General features: G+C 47.3%; 16 protein-coding genes. 10 read left to right on the plus strand and 6 right to left on the minus strand.

Annotated features, from left to right (window positions below; all coding sequences use genetic code 11):
- Nucleotides 1-21 precede the first annotated feature (21 nt).
- Together WJM45_RS01085 and WJM45_RS01090 are read right to left on the minus strand one after the other, a co-directional pair.
- Nucleotides 22-1,353, minus strand: coding sequence for an HlyD family efflux transporter periplasmic adaptor subunit (locus tag WJM45_RS01085; protein WP_341327162.1), 1,332 nt, complete (start codon nt 1,351-1,353; stop codon nt 22-24).
- A 13-nt stretch (nt 1,354-1,366) separates the two neighbouring features.
- A complete protein-coding gene (locus tag WJM45_RS01090; RefSeq protein ID WP_341327163.1) occupies nt 1,367-3,436 on the minus strand; it encodes an ATP-binding cassette domain-containing protein in 2,070 nt (689 codons plus the stop codon).
- Between the two features lie 393 nt (nt 3,437-3,829).
- Here WJM45_RS01090 and WJM45_RS01095 point away from each other — a divergent pair, with 393 nt between their 5' ends.
- The 4 genes from WJM45_RS01095 (at nt 3,830) to WJM45_RS01110 (ending at nt 8,463) form a co-directional block, all read left to right on the plus strand.
- On the plus strand, nt 3,830-5,614 hold the full coding sequence (locus tag WJM45_RS01095; protein ID WP_341327164.1) for a GspE/PulE family protein: 1,785 nt from the start codon (nt 3,830-3,832) through the stop codon (nt 5,612-5,614).
- 197 nt (nt 5,615-5,811) lie between these two features.
- Nucleotides 5,812-6,321, plus strand: a complete 510-nt coding sequence (locus WJM45_RS01100) for a hypothetical protein (protein ID WP_341327165.1) — start codon at nt 5,812-5,814, stop codon at nt 6,319-6,321.
- A 9-nt stretch (nt 6,322-6,330) separates the two neighbouring features.
- Complete coding sequence (locus WJM45_RS01105) at nt 6,331-7,548, plus strand: choice-of-anchor I family protein (protein ID WP_341328898.1); 1,218 nt, start codon at nt 6,331-6,333, stop codon at nt 7,546-7,548.
- A gap of 297 nt (nt 7,549-7,845) precedes the next feature.
- Nucleotides 7,846-8,463: an inorganic pyrophosphatase gene (locus WJM45_RS01110; RefSeq protein ID WP_341327166.1), complete on the plus strand. Its 618-nt coding sequence runs from the start codon at nt 7,846-7,848 to the stop codon at nt 8,461-8,463.
- Between the two features lie 912 nt (nt 8,464-9,375).
- Here WJM45_RS01110 and WJM45_RS01115 read toward each other — a convergent pair.
- Complete coding sequence (locus tag WJM45_RS01115) at nt 9,376-10,044, minus strand: TVP38/TMEM64 family protein (RefSeq protein WP_341327167.1); 669 nt, start codon at nt 10,042-10,044, stop codon at nt 9,376-9,378.
- A 9-nt stretch (nt 10,045-10,053) separates the two neighbouring features.
- A complete protein-coding gene (pssA, locus tag WJM45_RS01120) occupies nt 10,054-10,566 on the minus strand; it encodes a CDP-diacylglycerol--serine O-phosphatidyltransferase (protein ID WP_341327168.1) in 513 nt (170 codons plus the stop codon).
- 1,214 nt (nt 10,567-11,780) lie between these two features.
- On the opposite strand from pssA, the gene WJM45_RS01125 reads away from it, so the two are divergent.
- From WJM45_RS01125 to WJM45_RS01135, 3 genes are all read left to right on the plus strand, one after another.
- Entirely contained in the window at nt 11,781-12,200 is a 420-nt protein-coding gene (locus tag WJM45_RS01125; protein ID WP_341327169.1) for a hypothetical protein, read from the plus strand.
- 115 nt (nt 12,201-12,315) lie between these two features.
- The gene (locus tag WJM45_RS01130) at nt 12,316-13,332 is read left to right on the plus strand and encodes a M14 family zinc carboxypeptidase (RefSeq protein ID WP_341327170.1); all 1,017 of its coding nucleotides are present in this window, start codon (nt 12,316-12,318) and stop codon (nt 13,330-13,332) included.
- Nucleotides 13,325-14,134: an alpha/beta hydrolase gene (locus WJM45_RS01135; RefSeq protein ID WP_341327171.1), complete on the plus strand. Its 810-nt coding sequence runs from the start codon at nt 13,325-13,327 to the stop codon at nt 14,132-14,134. Before WJM45_RS01130 ends, WJM45_RS01135 begins: the two co-directional genes overlap by 8 nt.
- Nucleotides 14,135-14,544: 410 nt before the next feature.
- Here WJM45_RS01135 and WJM45_RS01140 read toward each other — a convergent pair whose 3' ends face one another.
- Together WJM45_RS01140 and WJM45_RS01145 are read right to left on the minus strand one after the other, a co-directional pair.
- A complete protein-coding gene (locus tag WJM45_RS01140; protein ID WP_341327172.1) occupies nt 14,545-14,730 on the minus strand; it encodes a putative motility protein in 186 nt (61 codons plus the stop codon).
- 246 nt (nt 14,731-14,976) lie between these two features.
- Nucleotides 14,977-15,363, minus strand: coding sequence for a hypothetical protein (locus WJM45_RS01145; protein ID WP_341327173.1), 387 nt, complete (start codon nt 15,361-15,363; stop codon nt 14,977-14,979).
- Nucleotides 15,364-16,212: 849 nt separating this feature from the next.
- Between WJM45_RS01145 and WJM45_RS01150 the strand changes: the two genes are divergently transcribed.
- From WJM45_RS01150 to WJM45_RS01160, 3 genes are read left to right on the plus strand one after another with little or no spacing between them, the layout of a single operon-like run.
- On the plus strand, nt 16,213-16,716 hold the full coding sequence (locus WJM45_RS01150; protein WP_341327174.1) for an NfeD family protein: 504 nt from the start codon (nt 16,213-16,215) through the stop codon (nt 16,714-16,716).
- Nucleotides 16,717-16,725: 9 nt separating this feature from the next.
- Nucleotides 16,726-17,649, plus strand: coding sequence for an SPFH domain-containing protein (locus WJM45_RS01155; RefSeq protein WP_341327175.1), 924 nt, complete (start codon nt 16,726-16,728; stop codon nt 17,647-17,649).
- Entirely contained in the window at nt 17,646-18,593 is a 948-nt protein-coding gene (locus tag WJM45_RS01160) for an SPFH domain-containing protein (RefSeq protein ID WP_341327176.1), read from the plus strand. The genes WJM45_RS01155 and WJM45_RS01160 overlap by 4 nt, the downstream gene beginning before the upstream one ends.
- Nucleotides 18,594-18,603 lie beyond the last annotated feature (10 nt).

Genomic DNA, 18,603 nt, shown 5'->3' on the forward strand with positions numbered 1-18,603 from the left:
GTCTGTTCTCGTTAAATCGCGCTATTTATCGGATTTTCTGTGTGTTTGAATACGATCCAGATCGCGATATGGATGTTCCGGCGTCAACATCGGCGGGAAGCCGTTCAACTGCCGCCATATTTCGAAGCCGATACTGACTTGTTCCAGCAGAATCCAAGCCTTGACAGCGCCGCCTTGGCGTAAAAAACGTTCGGAAGGCCACAAGTGATCGCTTTCGTCGGGTACGATCATTACGCGGAATTTACCTTGGCCATTGTCGCTCGCATCGACGAAGGCGACGGTGCCGCCGAACGTACCGACCGCGACTTCAGGCCAACCGACGAATTGAATCGCGGGCCAGCCTTCAAACATCAATCGAGCATGGTGTCCTGGTAAAATCAGAGGCGCATCGTTGCCGGAAACCCAAACTTCGACCGCGCGCGAGTCGATATCCGGTACCAGAATCAATAGCGGATCGCCTTGTTTGACGATTTGGCCTTGCGGATTTAACAATAAGCGCAAGACGGTGCCGCTTCGAGGTGCGGTAATGCGTTGCGACTTTTGTCGGGCAATGCTGACATCGTTACTGACGAGGCTGTTACGGATATCCTCGATCTCGCCGAGTATTTTGTTCTTCGATGCGGTTGTCGAATCGATCTTGGCTTGTGCATCGGCGCGAATTTGATTGATATCGGCCTCCGCGGCATTTTGTTCGGCCTTTGCCGATTGCAGCGAGGCTTTCGCACTGTTTAGCGAGCGAATTCCGACGATTGCGTCGCGTTCGGCAACTTCGAAATCGCGCCGCGAAACCAGTCCGTCGCCCAACAGGCGTGAAAATCGTTTTTGCTGCAGTTGCGCCGTTTCGTATGACGCCTGTGCCGAAACCAAAGCTTCGGAAGCCGCGGCAACCTTTTGCCGAGCCATGTCCAATTTGTATTGCGCGGCGGTGACTTTCATGTCGCGCACGGTCAACAGGCTGTCGATTTGGACTTCGTAAGCGGCGAGCTCCCGCTGTTTAGCATCCAATTTGGCGATATTGGCTTCACGCTGCCGTTTCAAGCGTTCCGGCAATAACGGGTCGATATCGCTGACTTCGACCAACAAATCGCCTTCATTCACCTTCGATCCTTCCTTGACATGCCATTGCAAGATTCGCCCTGAGACCGTTGAATCGACTGTTTGTTGTCTTTCCAACGGAGCGAATGCCGAGACATATCCGGTACCGTTGACATTTTGTTGCCAGGGCAGAAAAAGTGCGAATATCGGTATCAGAATGAACAGCCAGGCGAATATCGTCACGACCTGTCCTACAAAGCGGGGGGTCTGTGAAGCGCTTAATACCGATAATAATGGATGATGATCTTGTGTCTGCATGAGGCCAATGAATCTATAAATCGATGGTTCGTTGACAAAGTTGTGCAATTGTTTTCGACCCGGTCAACACCAACAAAGTCCATGGCGCATCGTCCGCGAATAATACATCGCGGGCTGTGCTGTCGGCGAAATGTTTCCAGTCGTCGAGCAGTTCATCGAGAATCAATACACGCGGATTTCCGATGATCGAGCGGGCTAGCAACAATTTTTGTGCCTGGCTGGACGATAGCGGAGAACCGGCCGAGTTGAGCACGGTATAAAGACCTTCCGGCAATTGTTTTTGCTCGGGAAAGATTTCTAAACGATTCACTATATCTCGAACTTGGTGCACACTGATGTCGGGTCTGCCTAGGCGAACATTTTCGATGATGGTGTCCTCGATGATTTCAACGCGCCCGGCCACCGCGACCGATTGCCGGAGGCTTTCCAAGCGAATTTCGCGCATATCGATATGATTGATTTCGACATGGCCGTGACTGGGTAAGCGTAGTCCTGTCAACAATTCGGCGAGCGATGATTTGCCCGTTCCTGGGCCTCCGAATAGCGCAACTTTTTCGCCGGGCATGATTTCGAAGGTCATGTTTTTAAACGCGGTATAGCGATTATGATAGGTCAACGTCAAATCATAGACGCCGACATGCGCCGGTTCCGAAAGTTTTAATACGTCTCCGGTTTCCCGTTCGACCGTCAGGTCGAGTAAATGTCCCAGTTTGTCGACTCCCGCCATTAAATCGTAATAACTTTCCAATTTCTTTTTTAATTGAGCAAACGAAGCGAGTACGCCGGAAACGATCAATTCGGCCGCGACCAACTGCCCGAGGCTGAGCTGTCCTTCCATGACTAATAGCCCTCCAACGGCCAATAATGTCGTACTGGCCACGGCATATAGGGCGTAAAGGCTGTATTGTTGATTCAAAAGAATACGGTAATGGCTTTTACGTGTATTTAAGTATTCATAAGCCAATTCATCGGTGCGTTCCCTCGCTAGTTCGGGGCCGCCCGAAAACTTAAAAGTTTGGCCGTTACGCGCTAAAGTTTCCAGCCAGGCGACCACTGCGTATTTGGCATAGGATTCCTCTATCGAGGTATCAACGCCTTTGCGGCCCTGTACAAAGATAACGAAAGCAATCCATAACACCACAAGCAAACCGAACAGTAACAGCAACGGATGATAGGCAGCCAATACCAGTAAGCCGATGATGCCCTGCAGGGCAATGGCGAAGCCGTCCAACAGCAAAAAGGCTCCGGCTTTTTGTACCGTGAGGATATCGAAAAAACGGTTAACCAATTCCTGACCGTTTTTATCGTCGTATTTCGACCAATCAACATTCGGTAGCCGATTGCCAAGATCGGCAGCCATGCGGACAAACACGCGACGTTGAATCAACTCGACCAAATAAGACTGTACTATAGAAATCGCGCCGTAAAATACCAAAAAGATAAACAATAGCGTCGACAGTACCGTCAACGGCTGCATCATGCCGCCCAAGGCCACCGTGTTGACGAGCGACTGTACCGCGGCAGGTGTTGCAAGGCTCAACAATCCGGAAGCGATGGCCAGCACAATGACATGCCACAGGTCTTTTTTCTCGACTTTGATCATTTCAAACAGCCGTTGCAAAGGCGGCATGTGTTCGTGGCCATGTTCATCATGGGACGAAGCATCCATCGACGCCTTTAATTCCACCAAATGCCATTCGAGTAAACGGTCGCAGGGACAATTGAGCAACTCCATGAGTTCGTTGAGTTTGAATACTCGCGCCGTAACTATGTGACCATCGATCAATGTGGCTTTGATCCGGCCTCGGCTAAAGCCGGCTAACACCAGCCAGCGCCCGTCATCAAGGGGTTTGAGTAGTTGCGTTAAATGCCCGGAGGCGATCGCGGCTTGATCGATCGTCAGCATCAGCTCATGGCTAATCAATCCAAGCTTGTTGGCTGTTAAATGAAAGTTATCCGAAACGGCGCTGGACGGAACTTCATGTTGATGCAGGCCTTTATCATGTGCCGAACTGCCCATTTCCGACAGCAGGTAATCAAACAATGTCCTGAGTACGGTTTGACTGAATGCTTTTTGCGTCATTGCGAAGAGAGTTGAATGAGTGAGCTGAAAATGGAAAGTGTAACGCTAAAACTTCAATAGCCTAATAAAATCTGCTTACAAAATGCTTACTTGATTGATCCGGTTAAGATCCGGGTATGAATTGCATGCGCCATTTTAAAGATTCCGGCTGGTCCCCTTAATAAAAGTGAAGCCGAATTTTTACAAGTAAAAAATGGATTAACCCGAGTATTAAAATGCCAATTATTTTTTGTTAAAAATCGACAGTTATACCTTTCGTACTTTGAATTTTGGCATTGCTTAAGGAGGGACCGAACTCCCCGGTGCCGAATTTTTTGATCAATAGAAGTATATGGACCGGACTCTTAAATTTTAGCTAAGCTGTATTGGTATGTTGTTTAATAAATAATGCTTATGCGGGTAGAATTCAATACGGAAGACAAAAAACTAGATATCGACCGGGTTATCGATTGGCTCGATCGAGACGGTATGCTGTCGGCCAAGGATCTTGAAAAATGCAGGCAATACGCCAATGCCTCGATCAACAAGCTCAAACATCCGCTGAAAATACTGACCGAATGCGAAATCGGCGATAAGACCCGGCTCGGCAAATTATTGACTCAGGAAGAACTAACCCAATGGCTGGCCGACAAATTAGGGATGACTTATTACTATTTCGACCCCTTGCGAATCGATGTGCCGAGCGTTACCGCTATCTTTAGTAAGGCTTACGCCACTCATTACAACATACTTCCGATCAAAGTCAGCGATGACGAAGTCGTGATTGCAACGGCCGAACCCGGTATCGGTTCTTGGCAAATAGATCTTGCCAAGATGCATAGCGGCAATATTAGCTTGGTATTCGCTAACCCGGATGAAATCAAGCGTTATACCGAAGAGTTTTATAATTTTTCGCGCTCGCTCAAAGGCGCCGGGGTCCAAGCCAATGGCGATGGCCGTGCCGGAGGCCAAAATTTCGAGCAATTAGTCGAGCTCAGCAAGCAATCCGATTTCGATGTCAATAACCAGCATATCGTCAATTTGGTCAATTGGCTGTTCCAATACGCCTTCGACCAACGCGCCAGCGATATCCACATCGAACCGCGCCGTCTCCAAGGCAACGTCCGTTTTCGCATCGACGGCATTTTGCATCACGTTTATCAGTTGCCGATGCCGATTTTGAATGCGGTTTTGAGTCGACTCAAGATTTTGGGGCGAATGAATATTGCCGAAAAGCGACTTCCTCAAGACGGTAGAGTCAAAACCCAAAATGTCAACGGTAAGGAAATTGAACTCAGATTATCGACGATGCCGACTGCGTTCGGCGAAAAGCTGGTGATGCGTATTTTCGATCCTGAAGTTTTGTTGCGCGATTACCGGCAGTTGGGTTTCAACAAGCAGGAGTTGGCGATTTGGAATCGGATGACCTCGCAAACTCACGGCATTATTTTGGTCACAGGGCCGACGGGTTCCGGAAAGACGACCACGTTGTATTCAACTCTAAAGCGGCTCGCGACGCCGGAAATCAATTTGTGCACAGTCGAAGACCCGATCGAGCAAATCGAGCCGTTATTCAATCAGATGCAAGTTCAACACAATATAGGACTCGATTTTGCGAGCGGCATACGTACGTTGATGCGACAAGACCCGGATATCATCATGGTCGGCGAGATTCGCGATCTGGAAACCGCCGAAATGGCCGTGCAGGCCGCATTGACCGGGCATTTGGTCATTTCGACGTTGCACACGAATAATGCGCCGGCTGCGGTCATTCGTTTGCTTAATTTGGGTGTGCCGGGCTATCTGATTCAACAGACCGTATTGGGTATCATGGCGCAGCGATTAATTCGGGTGTTATGTCGACATTGCAAAGCCGCCTCGCCGGTCGATAGCCGGCAATGGCAAAACCTAGTCGCACCGTTCAAAGTCGCAGTCCCTAAGCAAGTCTATCAGGCCTTAGGTTGTAAGGAATGCCACAATACCGGCTATGCCGGGCGCATCGGAATTTATGAGATTTTCGAAAACAGCCCCGGTATCCAGCCGCTCATTACCGAAGGTTGCGATTTAACCGCATTGCAACATCAAGCGATTAAGGAAGGCATGAAGCCGCTTCGGCTTAGCGGTGCGGAAAAAGTCGCGTCGGGGTTGACGACAATAGAAGAAGTGTTGCGTGTGGCGCCGGAGAGAATCGACTTTTAAACCCAGGTCGAAGGCGGTTGCATAAAACTCATATCGGAAGACGATTAGAAAAAGCGGCTCTTGCTCATTTTAGTCGTTCTACGCAAATTTCAAAGTCATGAAAATGTAATCTTGCTTATTTAGGATTGAAAAGGTCTGGCATCGACTTATTTAACCTTATGCGTATTTCCTTTCAACCCGCCAGGCTAGGAGTAATCGTGAATAAAACCATCCTTGCAAGTAGTTTGATCGGATTGGGTTTTGTCCTCAATGGACAAGCTGAAGCCGCTAAACCGTTTAAACTTGAGTTAAGTCCTATCGGTACTTACGCAACGGGAACTTTTGACAAGTCCTCTGCTGAGATCGTCGCACACGATCCGGAATCGCAACGTCTGTTTGTCGTCAATGCCGAAAGCGGTCAGATCGATGTATTGGATATTAAAGATCCGTCTAAACCGACCTTACTATTTAATATCAATTTATCCGGTTACGGCGCTGTAGTAAATAGTGTTGCCGTTCATAAAGGTTTGGTTGCAGCAGCCGTTGAAGCGGCAGTCAAGACCGATCCGGGCAAGGCCGTTTTCCTCGATATCGAAGGTAATGTTTTGGCTAGTGTGCAAATCGGCGCTTTGCCTGATGCTATAACCTTTACCCCGGACGGCAAGCGTGTATTGGTCGCCAACGAAGGCGAACCGAACGACGATTATACGATCGATCCGGAAGGTTAGGTCAGCATCATCGACTTACCCAAGCAAATCGCTAAATTGACGCAAAGCCATGTTCGTACGGCAGGCTTCGAAAGTTTCAAAGAGAGCGATCTCGATGCCTCCGTTCGAATTTTCGGCCCGGATGTCAATCCTGGCGACGGCAAACGTGTCGCAAGAAACATGGAGCCCGAATGGATAACCGTTTCCAACGATTCGAAAACCGCATGGGTGTCGTTACAAGAAAACAACGCGATCGGCACTTTAGACATCAAAGCAGGCAAGATCACTGCAGTCAATGGCTTGGGATTCAAAGATCACATGCTGTCCGGTAACGAGCTCGACGTCAGCGATCGGGATGGCAAAATCAATATCACGAATTGGCCTATCTGGGGCATCTACATGCCGGACACAATCGCCAATTACGAATATCGTGGAAAATCGTTCATCGTAACGGCCAACGAAGGCGATGCTCGTGAGTGGGAGGGCAATCCGGGTTATGTCGAAGCCTCCCGGTTTCGCGCTTTGTCGGGTGAGATTCCCGTGTGTGAAGACTCGCCGCGTTTTCTGGATTTCTTTGCCAACAATGAAATGGGTGTCACCACTTTCTCTCAATTGCGCGACAATACTAATCTTGGCCGTCTGAATGTGACGACTGCAAACGGTTTAAGTGCGGATGGTTCGTGTTACGAAGACATTTATGCATTCGGTGCCCGCTCGTTTTCGATCTATGCCGCAGACAGCATGAAACAAGCCTATGACAGCGGTTCGGATTTTGAACGCATCACCGCTAAAGGTTACCCCGAAAATTTCAATTCCAATCACCGCGAAAACAGTTTCGAGACTCGCAGCGACGATAAAGGGCCAGAGCCTGAAGGTGTCGTAGTCGCTAAATTGTGGGGTAGCACTTATGCATTTATCGGCTTGGAGCGTATTGGCGGCGTGATGGTTTACGATATCAGCAATCCTTATCGCCCGACGTTCGTGCAATACATCAATAACCGCGATTTTGGCTTCGAGCCAGGAACACCTGACGCCGGTGACCTGGGGGCGGAAGGCTTAATCGTAATTGAAGCATCGAAAAGCCCGATTCCGGGCGTGCCGTTATTGGTCGTCGCAAATGAAGTCAGCGGCACGACCACGGTTTTCCGCATTGATCGGGGGCAGTTGACCGGCTCGAAGGCGCTTAAAGGATTCCAAAAATGGGAGCGTCTGACTGGTCCAAAGGCAATAAAAAGATTCCGTAAATAGTTAAGTTGCCTTCAGTTTAAATATGTTGCAAAAATAACCAAACGATTCCATATACTGTAAATCCATGCTGCCTCTCTTTTGTCTTCCGGCAGGGAGGCAGCTTGCCGATTTGGGCCGAGGCGATTAGCCTAAATATTTTTTATAGTGTTATCGAAATAAACCATTTAAGAAAATTTATAAACAATTCCTCGACGTACTCGACAAGTTCTATTAGATTGGTACATTAATAGCCGTTGAGCATACAAAGCTCTCCCGCAGCGTAACCTTTTCGTTTTTAACTTCAGAACAAATTAGTAAATGAATACCAAGCATAGAGCTCACCCCTGGCACGGCATACACCCGGGCGACGAAGCCCCGAATATCGTTACCGCTTTTATCGAAATCGTCCCGTCGGACACCGTCAAATACGAGATCGATAAGGTAAGCGGCTTTCTTAAAATCGATAGGCCGCAAAAATTTTCCAATATGATTCCCACGCTTTACGGATTCATACCGCAAACCTTTTGCGCGGAAAAGGTGGCCGAATTCGCCGAACAGAAATCGGGTAGATCGGTAACCGGAGGCGACGGGGATCCGTTGGATATTTGTGTGTTGAGTGAGCGCAACGTGTCGCATGGCGACATTCTTTTACAAGCGATACCCATCGGAGGGTTTCGTATGTTAGACGGCGGCGAAGCCGATGATAAAATTATTGCCGTCATGAAAGGAGACACGTTTTACCGGCAATGGAATGACGTGTCCGATTGTCCGATATCCTATATTGACCGCTTGAAACATTATTTTCTGACCTATAAACATCTCCCTAACGAAGCCAGTATTTGCGAAATCACACATGTTTATGGTCGAGAGGAAGCTCACGAAGTGATCAGAAGATCCTTAGCGGATTATCAAAACCATTTCGCTTGCGATTCATAAATTTCCTGATTAGCATGTTTCTTCAGCTAAAGTCCAAAGATCAGCATATCCCTAGCAGGACGGGGTTCGTAAGCCATGCGCGTCAATCTAAAAACGGCCAACCCGCATCACGCTCTTTCCCAAGCTTCAGCTTGGGAAAGACACCCCGGAAGATCTAGCTTCCTGAGACCGGCGCAACATTCGCTCGTTCATAATCAGTCCCTAGTCGCTCGTTCATTCTTTCTTGATTGTCGGGAGGCTAGAGCTTTCTAAACGTAATTATTCACACCCCCTATCGTTCCCACGCTCCGGCGTGGGAATGAAGACCGAGACGCTCTGGCGTCTCGTACCGCTGGAGCGGTACTCAGGCATTCCCACGCAGAGCGTGGGAACGATAATTGCCGGGGGACTGAATAGTTACTTCTAAACAGGCTACCCAAGCTGGAAGCTTGGTTAACAGCATATTGTAGTTTTTGCGACTCCGACTGGCCCCTGCGCGGATACTTGGCTTCGGTAAGCGGAAACATCTTGCTAATCAGGTACATTTTTGCTACCTAATTTGGGCATCGGGGTGCCCCGTTCCTTATTAGCGACTCGTAGAATCTTTGATGAGCCTGCTTTAATTTGGCCAAGGGACCAAAGGTTTCTTACATCGAACCGAGTATCTAAATTTTGGCAAATCGGGAGTTTGAGTGTTTGAATAGGGGCGTCTCCAATTCTGATTATCTATTGAGAAGTACGTTAATCTAAGACGGTAAACGCATCGAGCTCGACGCAAAGCTTTTGTTTCCGGGAGATTCATGGTCCGCCACGCCCGCACTTTCATTTGCCGGGGCGATGATCATACCTTCATGATCGTTAGAATGACCTCACTAATATCATCGCACCAAGGACGATGGGCTTCATTGCATTCATCTTACTCGTTTTTGATTTTTAAGAGCTTTTGTAACTGTATTTCTTAATGATGACCGGGCACAGCGAGATCAATGCCACTACGGCCAATGACAGGATGATGTCGAATCGGAATATTTCCTGTAGTGAAGTGATCTGTTCGAGCATGTTGCCGCCATTCGCATAAATGAATGAAGCCGGCGTAATGCCGGCTAGCGTGCTCGTTGCATATTTCCTGAAGGAAATTCGGGACAGGCCGGCTAAAATATTGATCAGAAAATAGGGCACGACCATGACTAACCGTAACGATAAGAAATAATAGAACCCGTTCGTCTCGATTTCGTTCTCGATCGTCTTTAATCTATCGTAATAACGTTTTTCGAATGGATCCCTGAATGTGTAACGGCTAACACCGAAACCGACTAGGCAGGCCAATAGGGTGGCGCCGATGTTGTAAAGCGTCCCCCAATAGAATCCGAAAAAGTAGCCGCCCAACACTTTCAGCGGGGCGGCCAGCGGAATCGGCGAGTTGATGAAAAGCGAGCAGGCGACAAAAAATAACAGAACCGACAAGCCATAATGTTCTTCGATGAAATCGCGCAGGTTGGCTTCATTGGCCTTGACATTGTCGATCGTCACGATATCGGCCATGTAAAAAGACATCACGATGATCAAGCTTATAATGGCCAGCCATAACTTAACGTTTTTCATAGGCGAGCCTCAAAAGATTCGCGATACTTTTAGTGTCGAAATCATCAGCAAGCCTTGTACGACAATAATGAACGGCCATACATTCAGGCTTTCCGGAAAATTGCTGTAGATCAAAAAAAGAACCGGAAACAGTACGCCATTGACCGTAATCGGTACGCCTTCGAAACTTTGCGCTTCCGAAACGTTGTATCGGGCCAGCCTGAACATGCCGCAGGTGATGAAAAACAACAATAAAATCGATACCCAGGGCGCCGGTTTTTGCAAGGCGTAAAAGAGAAACATCGGCGCGACGCCGAACGATATTAAATCGGACATTGAATCGATTTGTTTGCCGAACGAATTCTTCTGATGCATCAAGCCGGCAACTTTACCGTCCAATATGTCGAAAATCACCGCGATGAATAATAAAGTTGCACTGAGCACGAAATTGCCTTCGATTGACATGATGATCGAAACAATGCCGCAGGACAGATTCGCTACCGTGAAAACGTCCGCTAGTTTCAGATATTTGATTAGATACATGATCACCCCGCTGAAATGAACCTCGATACGTGATCGTAAAAAGATATTGTGACAGGATGATGAAGCGATAAACCTAAAAAGAGCAGTTGAGAGCCTCAAAATAACGTTCGCCCTAAGCCATTCGGCTGCGCTCAGGAGAGCCGTGTCGAAGGGGGAACGTTAGTTTGAGGCTTCACCAAGCCGGTGTAAGTGTTGTAGACCCTTCATACTTCGACTTGGCTCAGCACGAACGGTCTACAACACTTGCCAACTACTCTTTTTAGGATAAATGTTTGCTCATCGCCGTTCCATCCTAGTTAAATCGAGAACATTCATCGATTTGTCATAACAGTCAGTCGGATTTATTTCCTATTACTGAAGCAGGTTTTGCGGTGCCGGGTAACGGCACGGCATTTATCTTTATGCTTTTGCTCGTCGGGCGGTCTTTTGAATGGAAAATGAAATGACGCCTTGGTTCTCATAAGCTGATGCGTTAGTAATTATTCAGCATAAGTCATATATAAGAAGGTGTCGGGCATTGATTTATAAGGCTGTCTGCAACAGGACGTTGCAGTCAGAGCTTACAGGGACGTATTTACGCGTCCTTAGAAATCAATACCCGACGCCAAACCGACCAAATGCGCTGAATAGTTACATGCGTTATTAAGGGTTAATTTAGGTTGCGAGTTTTTATTGGCCCATGCGCCATGCGCGGATAATAGGCTAACTAAAACTAGCATAAGTTGGGTTTGAGGTTTTATTCGGAACATTAAAATCCTCCAAATGAAGAATGAATCGATTAGAGAGAACAGCAATTAGGATTTATCGGTCGAAAACTTGCCCGTATGCATTATTTGGAAAACTTATATAGACGGAGTAACGCCAGGACTAGCATTAAACGGTTTTGATTTAAGGGCGGCGGATATGCCGAATAGATTGAATGGACGATGTGCCCTGAAATCGAGCCGAAAAACTGTTAGAGAATCGACGAAATTTCGATTAATAGCTGTTATCGCCGAAACCGCAACGGTTTTAATGTTCATGATACTTTCCTCGAGAATGCATGTAAGGCGTCCGAAATGCTATAGGGCTCATATGACAAAATCATGAATCAATGGTCATGAAATGCACGTTGCTATGTATAAGGAGGGGGCTTTATTAGATGGGTAAAAATAAAACATGAAAAACAGTATAAACGGTTTATACTGTTAATAAACCTGTCTTAAGGAGGCATCATGAATACAACCAAGCCAAAATCAAAAAATTCGACAATAGAATTAATTGAAACCGAAACCGCACTTCCGGCTAAAAAGGTCTCCGCAAAAAAAGCGCCTAAAAAACAGCCTACGGCTAAAATAGCGGAGCCGGAAATTAACGTTAAAAAAGCTGAAAGCGAAGCTCAAAGGCCGCTTAAAAAGAAAAAAGCCGCCAAGTCCAAAGTAATCCGTGACAGTTTTTCGTTTCCTGAAGAGGATTATCAGAAAATTTCGGCTTTGAAGAAAACCTGCCTATCGGCCGGTGTTCATGTCAAAAAAAGTGAAATTCTTCGCGCCGGACTACATTTACTAACGAAATTGGACATTGAAAGTCTTAAACAGGCTTTGGAGCAAATCGAAAAAGTTAAAACGGGGCGGCCAAGCGCTGCTGAATCTTAGCCGATAAAGTTAGTAAATTATTGAGTATAGAGGAAGTAATGGGTTTTAACTCAATTGTCTTTTTATCATGCTAGTGTGTTGGGATGCTGGGTAAAGAACTATACCGTTGGCTGTCATGACCGGAGTTAAATTCCCTGAACTCGACCAATTAGAACGCATTATCGATCAACTCGGTACACGGGCCCAAACAGAGGTGATTGCGCGGATTAAATGTCGGGAGCTTGAGTTTCCGATACATTGCATCAGCATCGGATCGGCAGGACCCGATGCGCCCGTTCTGGGGTTTTTCGGCGGTGTCCATGGGCTCGAAAAAATCGGTTCCGAGGTGATCTTGTCTTACCTTCAAACCATCACCCAATTGCTGGATTGGGATCGTGAGTTGCTGACCCGCCTCGAGCAATTGCGATTGGTATTCGTTCCCATCGTAAATCCGGTCGGAGTTTATCTCGGTACTCGTTGTAATGGCAACGGCGTCGATTTAATGCGCAACTCACCCACCGAGGGCTCGGGCAAACGCCGATTATATAGCGGGCATCGAATCTCGGCCCGACTGCCTTGGTATCGAGGTAATAAAGTGACAATGGAGCTGGAAGCGCAAGCTTTGTGCGATGTCGTCGAGCGGCATCTTTTTAACGCACCCTTATCGATGGCGCTTGATTTGCACTCGGGGTTCGGTGTTCGGGATCGCTTGTGGTTTCCGTATGCATCAAAAAAAACGCCTTTTACTTTTATTGCAGAAACCGTGTCCTTGAAGGAACGCTATGACCGTTGTTATCCGCATCATATTTACACGATTGAGCCGACTTGCAAGGAATACGTGATTAATGGCGATTTGTGGGATTACTTATTCGATGAGTTCATTGAAAGGTTTGGTACCGAGCGGCTATTTCTTCCGTTTACGTTGGAGATGGGGTCATGGATTTGGTTGCGCAAAAACCCGATGCACCTCTTTCTAAAACACGGCTTATTTCATCCGATCTTACCGCATCGCCGGGAGAGAGTTCTAAGGCGGCATTTCATGTTGTTCGACTTTTTACAACGAAGTTTATTATATCCGGAACATTGGGCAAAGCTTAATCAGCAACAAAAACAACATAATAAAAATAAAGCATTAGGTCTTTGGTATGGATGAGGCGCTAGGAAAACATTGGATTCTGCTTAGGGGCTTGGCTAGGGAGTCCGCGCATTGGGGTGATTTCGTGCCGCTATTGCAAGATGCATTTCCGGCATCCCGTATCAGCTTGATCGATTTGCCGGGCACAGGTTGCTATTATCGAAAGGCCAGTCCGTGTTCGATACGAGCGATAGTAGAAAGTGTTCGTGGTGACGCACTCGCGAAAGGCTTGCTGGAAAAGCCTGTCTCCGTTCTGGGACTTTCGCTCGGCGCGATGGTTGCCTGGGAATGGTTGAGCCGTCATCCTGAAGACATTGTCGGCGAGGTTTTGATGAATACCAGCTTTGCCGATCTAAGTCCCTTTTATATGCGCTTGCGTCGGCAAAGTTATCGTGATTTTGCCGAATTGGCGATGACGCGCGATATTTTTCGGCGAGAATCCCGCATTGTTCGTTTAGTTAGTAATCGAAAAGATCTTTATGAAGCGATCATCGATGAATGGGCGCGGATACAAAAAGCGCGACCGATTTCCATTAGAAATGCTTTACGTCAAATTGTCGCGGCAGCCACTTATAAGCCGAGCAACAGCAATCCTCAGTGTCCGATTTTGTTATTGAACGGGCAGGGCGATCGTCTGGTATCGCCCGCATGCTCTGAGGCTATTCATAAAAAATGGCGTATTGAATTGCGTTCCCATCCCTGGGCCGGTCACGATTTGACTCTAGACGACGGCGGGTGGGTGGCGACGCAAATACAGGATTGGGTGTCTCAAAGAACGTCGTGCATCGACAGAGATACCGAGCAACTATACCCCTCGTAGATCAAAATTCGGCACCGGAGTGTTCGTCAAAGGATGCCATGAACCCAGCACCTAAATTCCATAGGTCATTGGCTATGGTTAACTATCTTGGATAATTCATCCAGCACCTAAATAAACCATGATGTTGAATCATTGCCAAAGACCTATGGAATTTAGGTGCTGGGTGAATTCGTCCATGGCTCTATGCCAGCTCCTTGCTGGCAAAGCCTTCGCCGCACACCCCGGTGCCTCCTCAGGCGCTGCCGAAATTTGAAGTACGAAAGGTATAGTTCAATAACTTGCTATGAGCATGTATAGAGCATTCATTCACCCAAGAGGTTAGCGAGAACGCTTAGGTAATATCTTGAAATTCTTCAGGAACTTCATGTGCTTTATGGTTAAACTGCCAAATTTAGGATTATGAGCAATGACTAGGCATAGACATCGATGCCGCCCTTGGCTGCGGACGTCGATTCGATCAACTTTACTACGGCTTCGCCTTCCGCTTCTTGTTGATCTTGAATTTTATTGAGTACAGCAACATTGGCGTCAAGCGCGGTTTGCTGCACGGACATTCGGGTGGCTAAGGTGGCTAAACCCGAGACGGAATCTACCATGATATGATCCTCTTTTTAGTTAATGGTAAATAGGGTATCGGCAAGAGCGCTCGATAGTTGAGAGGGGGGCGGTTTTACGAGAACATGAATGATGTTTACGGTTCTCATGTATTTCTTAAAAACCGGAATAGTGGTAGCGCCGCATTTTCTATCGCAAGGAGCGTTAAAAGAGGCTCCTATAAAGCGGCGCTGAAAAGGGAGAACGTTGGATTGTTATCCGATATAACGATACTGCTCAGTTAAAAGCTATTTTTTCTGGAAATAATAAATGTCGCCGTATTTCCCTTTGAGCGTCATGCTTTTTTCATCTTTTTCGATTAGGGAAAAAGTATCGAAGCGATCGGAGCGGCCCAATAGGGCAATTTTCAGTTTGCCGTCCTCGATTACGTATTTTACCGGCAATTGGTCATAATGTGAGCCTTCTCGAGGGATATTCGTAATAGTGACTTTTCCGTCATTAAAAGCCCAAGTATCTTCACGTTGTAGCTTTTCTTTGGCATCGATTGACTTTTTAGTGTATTCCAATTTCCACTTGCCTTGAACGTCTTGAATCGATTCGAAAGCGGCTTCAGCCCACGCATGGCCTGTAATTGCCATTAAACTTAATAAAGCTGCAAATTTTATAATTCTCATAGTTTTACCCTTGTGTTATATAAGCGACTTCATTGTACGCGTGCTGAAGTAAAGTATCTCGAAATTTTTTTACAAGTTCGTTGTTTTCGATTGAGTGCGCTATATAGCTTTCGCAGTTCAAATTTGGGCATTAAGGAACGTGCATGAAATAACTTCGACAAAGGCTAAAAGGGGGTTCGGTGGCTCGATTGACAGGCGTCGGCGGCAGGGCAGATTTTTGCTCCTGCAAAATCTGCATTCACGCCATCCATGGCGTTTGCAGATTTTTGCTCCTCGGCAATTGCTGAGTTACAGGGATGTAATGAATGCAGAAAATGCAGGAGAATTTTTCTGCCCTGCATCGCCTAAAGCGCCTACTGTTGGTGCCCTAATACACGCCATCCATGGCGTAATGCAAAATCTGCATTTATGCCATCCTTGGCATTCAGATGCAGCCGTCGAGCCTACATGGATGTATTCACCCAGCACCTAAATAAGCCATCATTTTGAATCATTGCCAAAGACCTATGGAATTTAGGTGCTGGGTTCACGGCGTCCTGTCAAGCGAGTCGCCGAACCTCCACAGTGCCTAAAACTTGTAGAAGTAAATTTGTGCATATTCCTAACATATTGAGGCGGCGGAGCACGCCATCCCCTGCTATCAGAAAGCAACAGCCTTATAGACCTGTCTGGCGAGTAATCGAACCCGCTACAAAACTCATAGTTCCAAGAAGTTATTATTCACGAAATCTTTTTACGCTACTATTTTTAATAAATTTAACTACAATCAATTCCATGTGTTTCCTTCTTTTTCAATAAGAAGGTGCGAAGTATAGATATCGATACAAAACGACATATTTTGGGCTATCCATGCAGGACTATGAAATTGTAAATATCTGGCTGATCGGCGGCATTATTCTCATGCTGCTGGAAGTTTTGTTGCCCGGCGGCATAGTATTTTTTCTAGGGCTCGGCGCCGTGCTGGTTTCCGCTTTGCTTTACGCCGGTTTGATAGAAGGTTGGTTACAAGCTTTCACAGTTTGGTTTATCGGGTCCCTAGCCTTGGTCTTCGGATTGCGTGGGGTCGCCCAAAAATTCATTCCTGCACAAGTCGAACAGGGCAAGACCGATGAAGATTTGGACGCCTACGATGCACTGGCTAAAGTCTGCGAACCAATACCTGCAGGCGGCGAGGGGCGCATTGCGTTTCGCGGAAGCACTTGGAAAGCAAGAAACTATCGTAATGACCAAAATTTGGACGTTGGGGCCGAGGTGCGCATTATTTTTCGCGAAAACCTGGTGTGGGTGGTTGATGCCGTCGAAACCAATAAAAACACGAACGAAACCGACTCGAATAATAACTCAATAAAATAGGAGTACGTTATGCTTACTACCCTTACGATATTCGTCATATTGGCCGGTATCATTTTTTGGAAGCTGTTGATTATCGTTCCTATGCGTCAATCTTGCGTCTTGGAGCGATTAGGCAATTTTCGATGCGTTCTGGAACCCGGTTATCATGTTGTCGTACCCTTTTTAGATAAGGTGGCTTATCGCCATGAGATTCGCGAGCAAGTGCTCGATATTCCGGCGCAAAGCTGCATCACCCGAGATAATATACAGGTTGCGGTCGACGGTATCGTTTATCTGAAAGTCATGGATGCCAAACGGGCCAGTTACGGAATCGGAGATTATCAGATGGCCAGCGTTAATTTGGCGCAAACGACGATGCGTTCCGAAATCGGTAAGCTGACGCTCGGCGATACCTTTTATGAGCGCGATAAATTGAATGAAGCGATTGTACGAGAAATTGACAAAGCTTCGGACCCTTGGGGAATCAAGGTCATGCGATATGAAATCAAAAATATATCGCCTTCTGCGCAAGTGGTGCACACCCTGGAAAAGCAAATGGAGGCCGAACGCGAAAAGCGTGCGGAAATTACCTTGGCCATGGCGGAAAAAGAGTCGAAAATTCTAATATCGGAAGGCTACCGTCAGGAGGCGATCAATATTTCCGAAGGTCAGAAACAAAAGCGCATCAATGAGGCCTTAGGGCGCGCGAGTGAAATTGGGATATTAGCCGAAGCTTCCGCCGAGGGCTTGCAAAAAGTCGCCGCGGCTATTAAGAAGCCGGGCGGCGATATGGCGGTAAAAATGCGTTTGGTCGAGGATTTTATCGGTCGAACAGGCGAGGTCATGAAAGGGGCCAATGTATCGGTGTTGCCTACCGATCTTGCTCACATCAAAGGTCTGCTGTCGGCGCTTAATCAAAACCTGCCTGTCGCTCAAACGGGAGCTAAAAAATGAATAACGAAGTCAGTCCAATCGATTTGTTTAATTTTGCCGTATGGGGCATCATTTTTCTTGTCATCATTACACAGTTATTTCGCTCCATACGCATCGTTTCCACGCGCACAGCTCTGATTGTAGAGCGTTTAGGCAAGTATAAGGCTACATTAGGCCCCGGTTTTCATGTGCTGATCCCGTTTATCGATGTCGTGACTGCGATACAGGATTTACGCGAAGAAACCATCGACGTGCCGCCGCAAGAATGTTTTTCTAAGGACGAGGTGCAGGTCGAAGTCGACGGCGTTATTTATATGTCGGTTTCCGACCCTATCAAAGCGACTTACGGCGTGACTGATTATCGATTTGCCGCGATGCAGTTGGCGCAGACCACGACCCGTTCTGTGATCGGTACGTTGGAGTTGGACAAAACTTTCGAAGAGCGTGACATGATCAGTCAAGCGGTGGTGGATACGCTCAATGCCGCGGGTGAAACCTGGGGCGTGCATGTGCATCGTTACGAAATCAAGAATATCAAGCCGCCGAGCACGGTTCAGAGCGCGATGGAAAAACAAGTGACCGCCGAGCGGGAAAAGCGCGCCATTCTGGCCAGAGCCGAAGGCGACAAGCAAAGCCGAATCAACACATCCGAAGGTACGATGCGCGAACTGATCAATTTGTCGGAAGGCGAACGCCAACGCTTGGTCAATGAGGCCGAAGGTAGGGCGTCCGAAATTTTGGCCTTGGCGACCGCGACGGCCGAATCCATCGAGAAAATCGGTAATGCAGTCGTCCAGCCGGGCGGCGAGGAAGCTATCAAACTCAACTTATCGGAAAAGTTTATCGATAATATCGCGCATTTGGCCGATGCCGAGACTTCGGTGATCTTTCCTGCCGATTTGACTAATTTGAACCAACTGTTGGAAGCGCTCGATTTACATATTGAACGTCAGGCAAGTGTATGATGGGTTGACT

The organism is Methylotuvimicrobium sp. KM2 (assembly GCF_038051925.1).
Taxonomy (GTDB): domain Bacteria; phylum Pseudomonadota; class Gammaproteobacteria; order Methylococcales; family Methylomonadaceae; genus Methylotuvimicrobium.

Bases quoted from the DNA above. Each gene is read 5' to 3' on its own strand.
- WJM45_RS01115 (WP_341327167.1), bottom strand. From the start codon at position 10,044: ATGAAAAACGTTAAGTTATGGCTGGCCATTATAAGCTTGATCATCGTG.
- WJM45_RS01155 (WP_341327175.1), top strand. From the start codon at position 16,726: ATGCTTACTACCCTTACGATATTCGTCATATTGGCCGGTATCATTTTT.
- WJM45_RS01095 (WP_341327164.1), top strand. From the start codon at position 3,830: ATGCGGGTAGAATTCAATACGGAAGACAAAAAACTAGATATCGACCGG.
- WJM45_RS01085 (WP_341327162.1), bottom strand. From the start codon at position 1,353: ATGCAGACACAAGATCATCATCCATTATTATCGGTATTAAGCGCTTCA.
- WJM45_RS01140 (WP_341327172.1), bottom strand. From the start codon at position 14,730: ATGGTAGATTCCGTCTCGGGTTTAGCCACCTTAGCCACCCGAATGTCC.
- WJM45_RS01090 (WP_341327163.1), bottom strand. From the start codon at position 3,436: ATGACGCAAAAAGCATTCAGTCAAACCGTACTCAGGACATTGTTTGAT.
- WJM45_RS01110 (WP_341327166.1), top strand. From the start codon at position 7,846: ATGAATACCAAGCATAGAGCTCACCCCTGGCACGGCATACACCCGGGC.
- WJM45_RS01145 (WP_341327173.1), bottom strand. From the start codon at position 15,363: ATGAGAATTATAAAATTTGCAGCTTTATTAAGTTTAATGGCAATTACA.
- WJM45_RS01160 (WP_341327176.1), top strand. From the start codon at position 17,646: ATGAATAACGAAGTCAGTCCAATCGATTTGTTTAATTTTGCCGTATGG.
- WJM45_RS01135 (WP_341327171.1), top strand. From the start codon at position 13,325: ATGGATGAGGCGCTAGGAAAACATTGGATTCTGCTTAGGGGCTTGGCT.
- WJM45_RS01125 (WP_341327169.1), top strand. From the start codon at position 11,781: ATGAATACAACCAAGCCAAAATCAAAAAATTCGACAATAGAATTAATT.
- WJM45_RS01150 (WP_341327174.1), top strand. From the start codon at position 16,213: ATGCAGGACTATGAAATTGTAAATATCTGGCTGATCGGCGGCATTATT.
- WJM45_RS01130 (WP_341327170.1), top strand. From the start codon at position 12,316: ATGACCGGAGTTAAATTCCCTGAACTCGACCAATTAGAACGCATTATC.
- pssA (WP_341327168.1), bottom strand. From the start codon at position 10,566: ATGTATCTAATCAAATATCTGAAACTAGCGGACGTTTTCACGGTAGCG.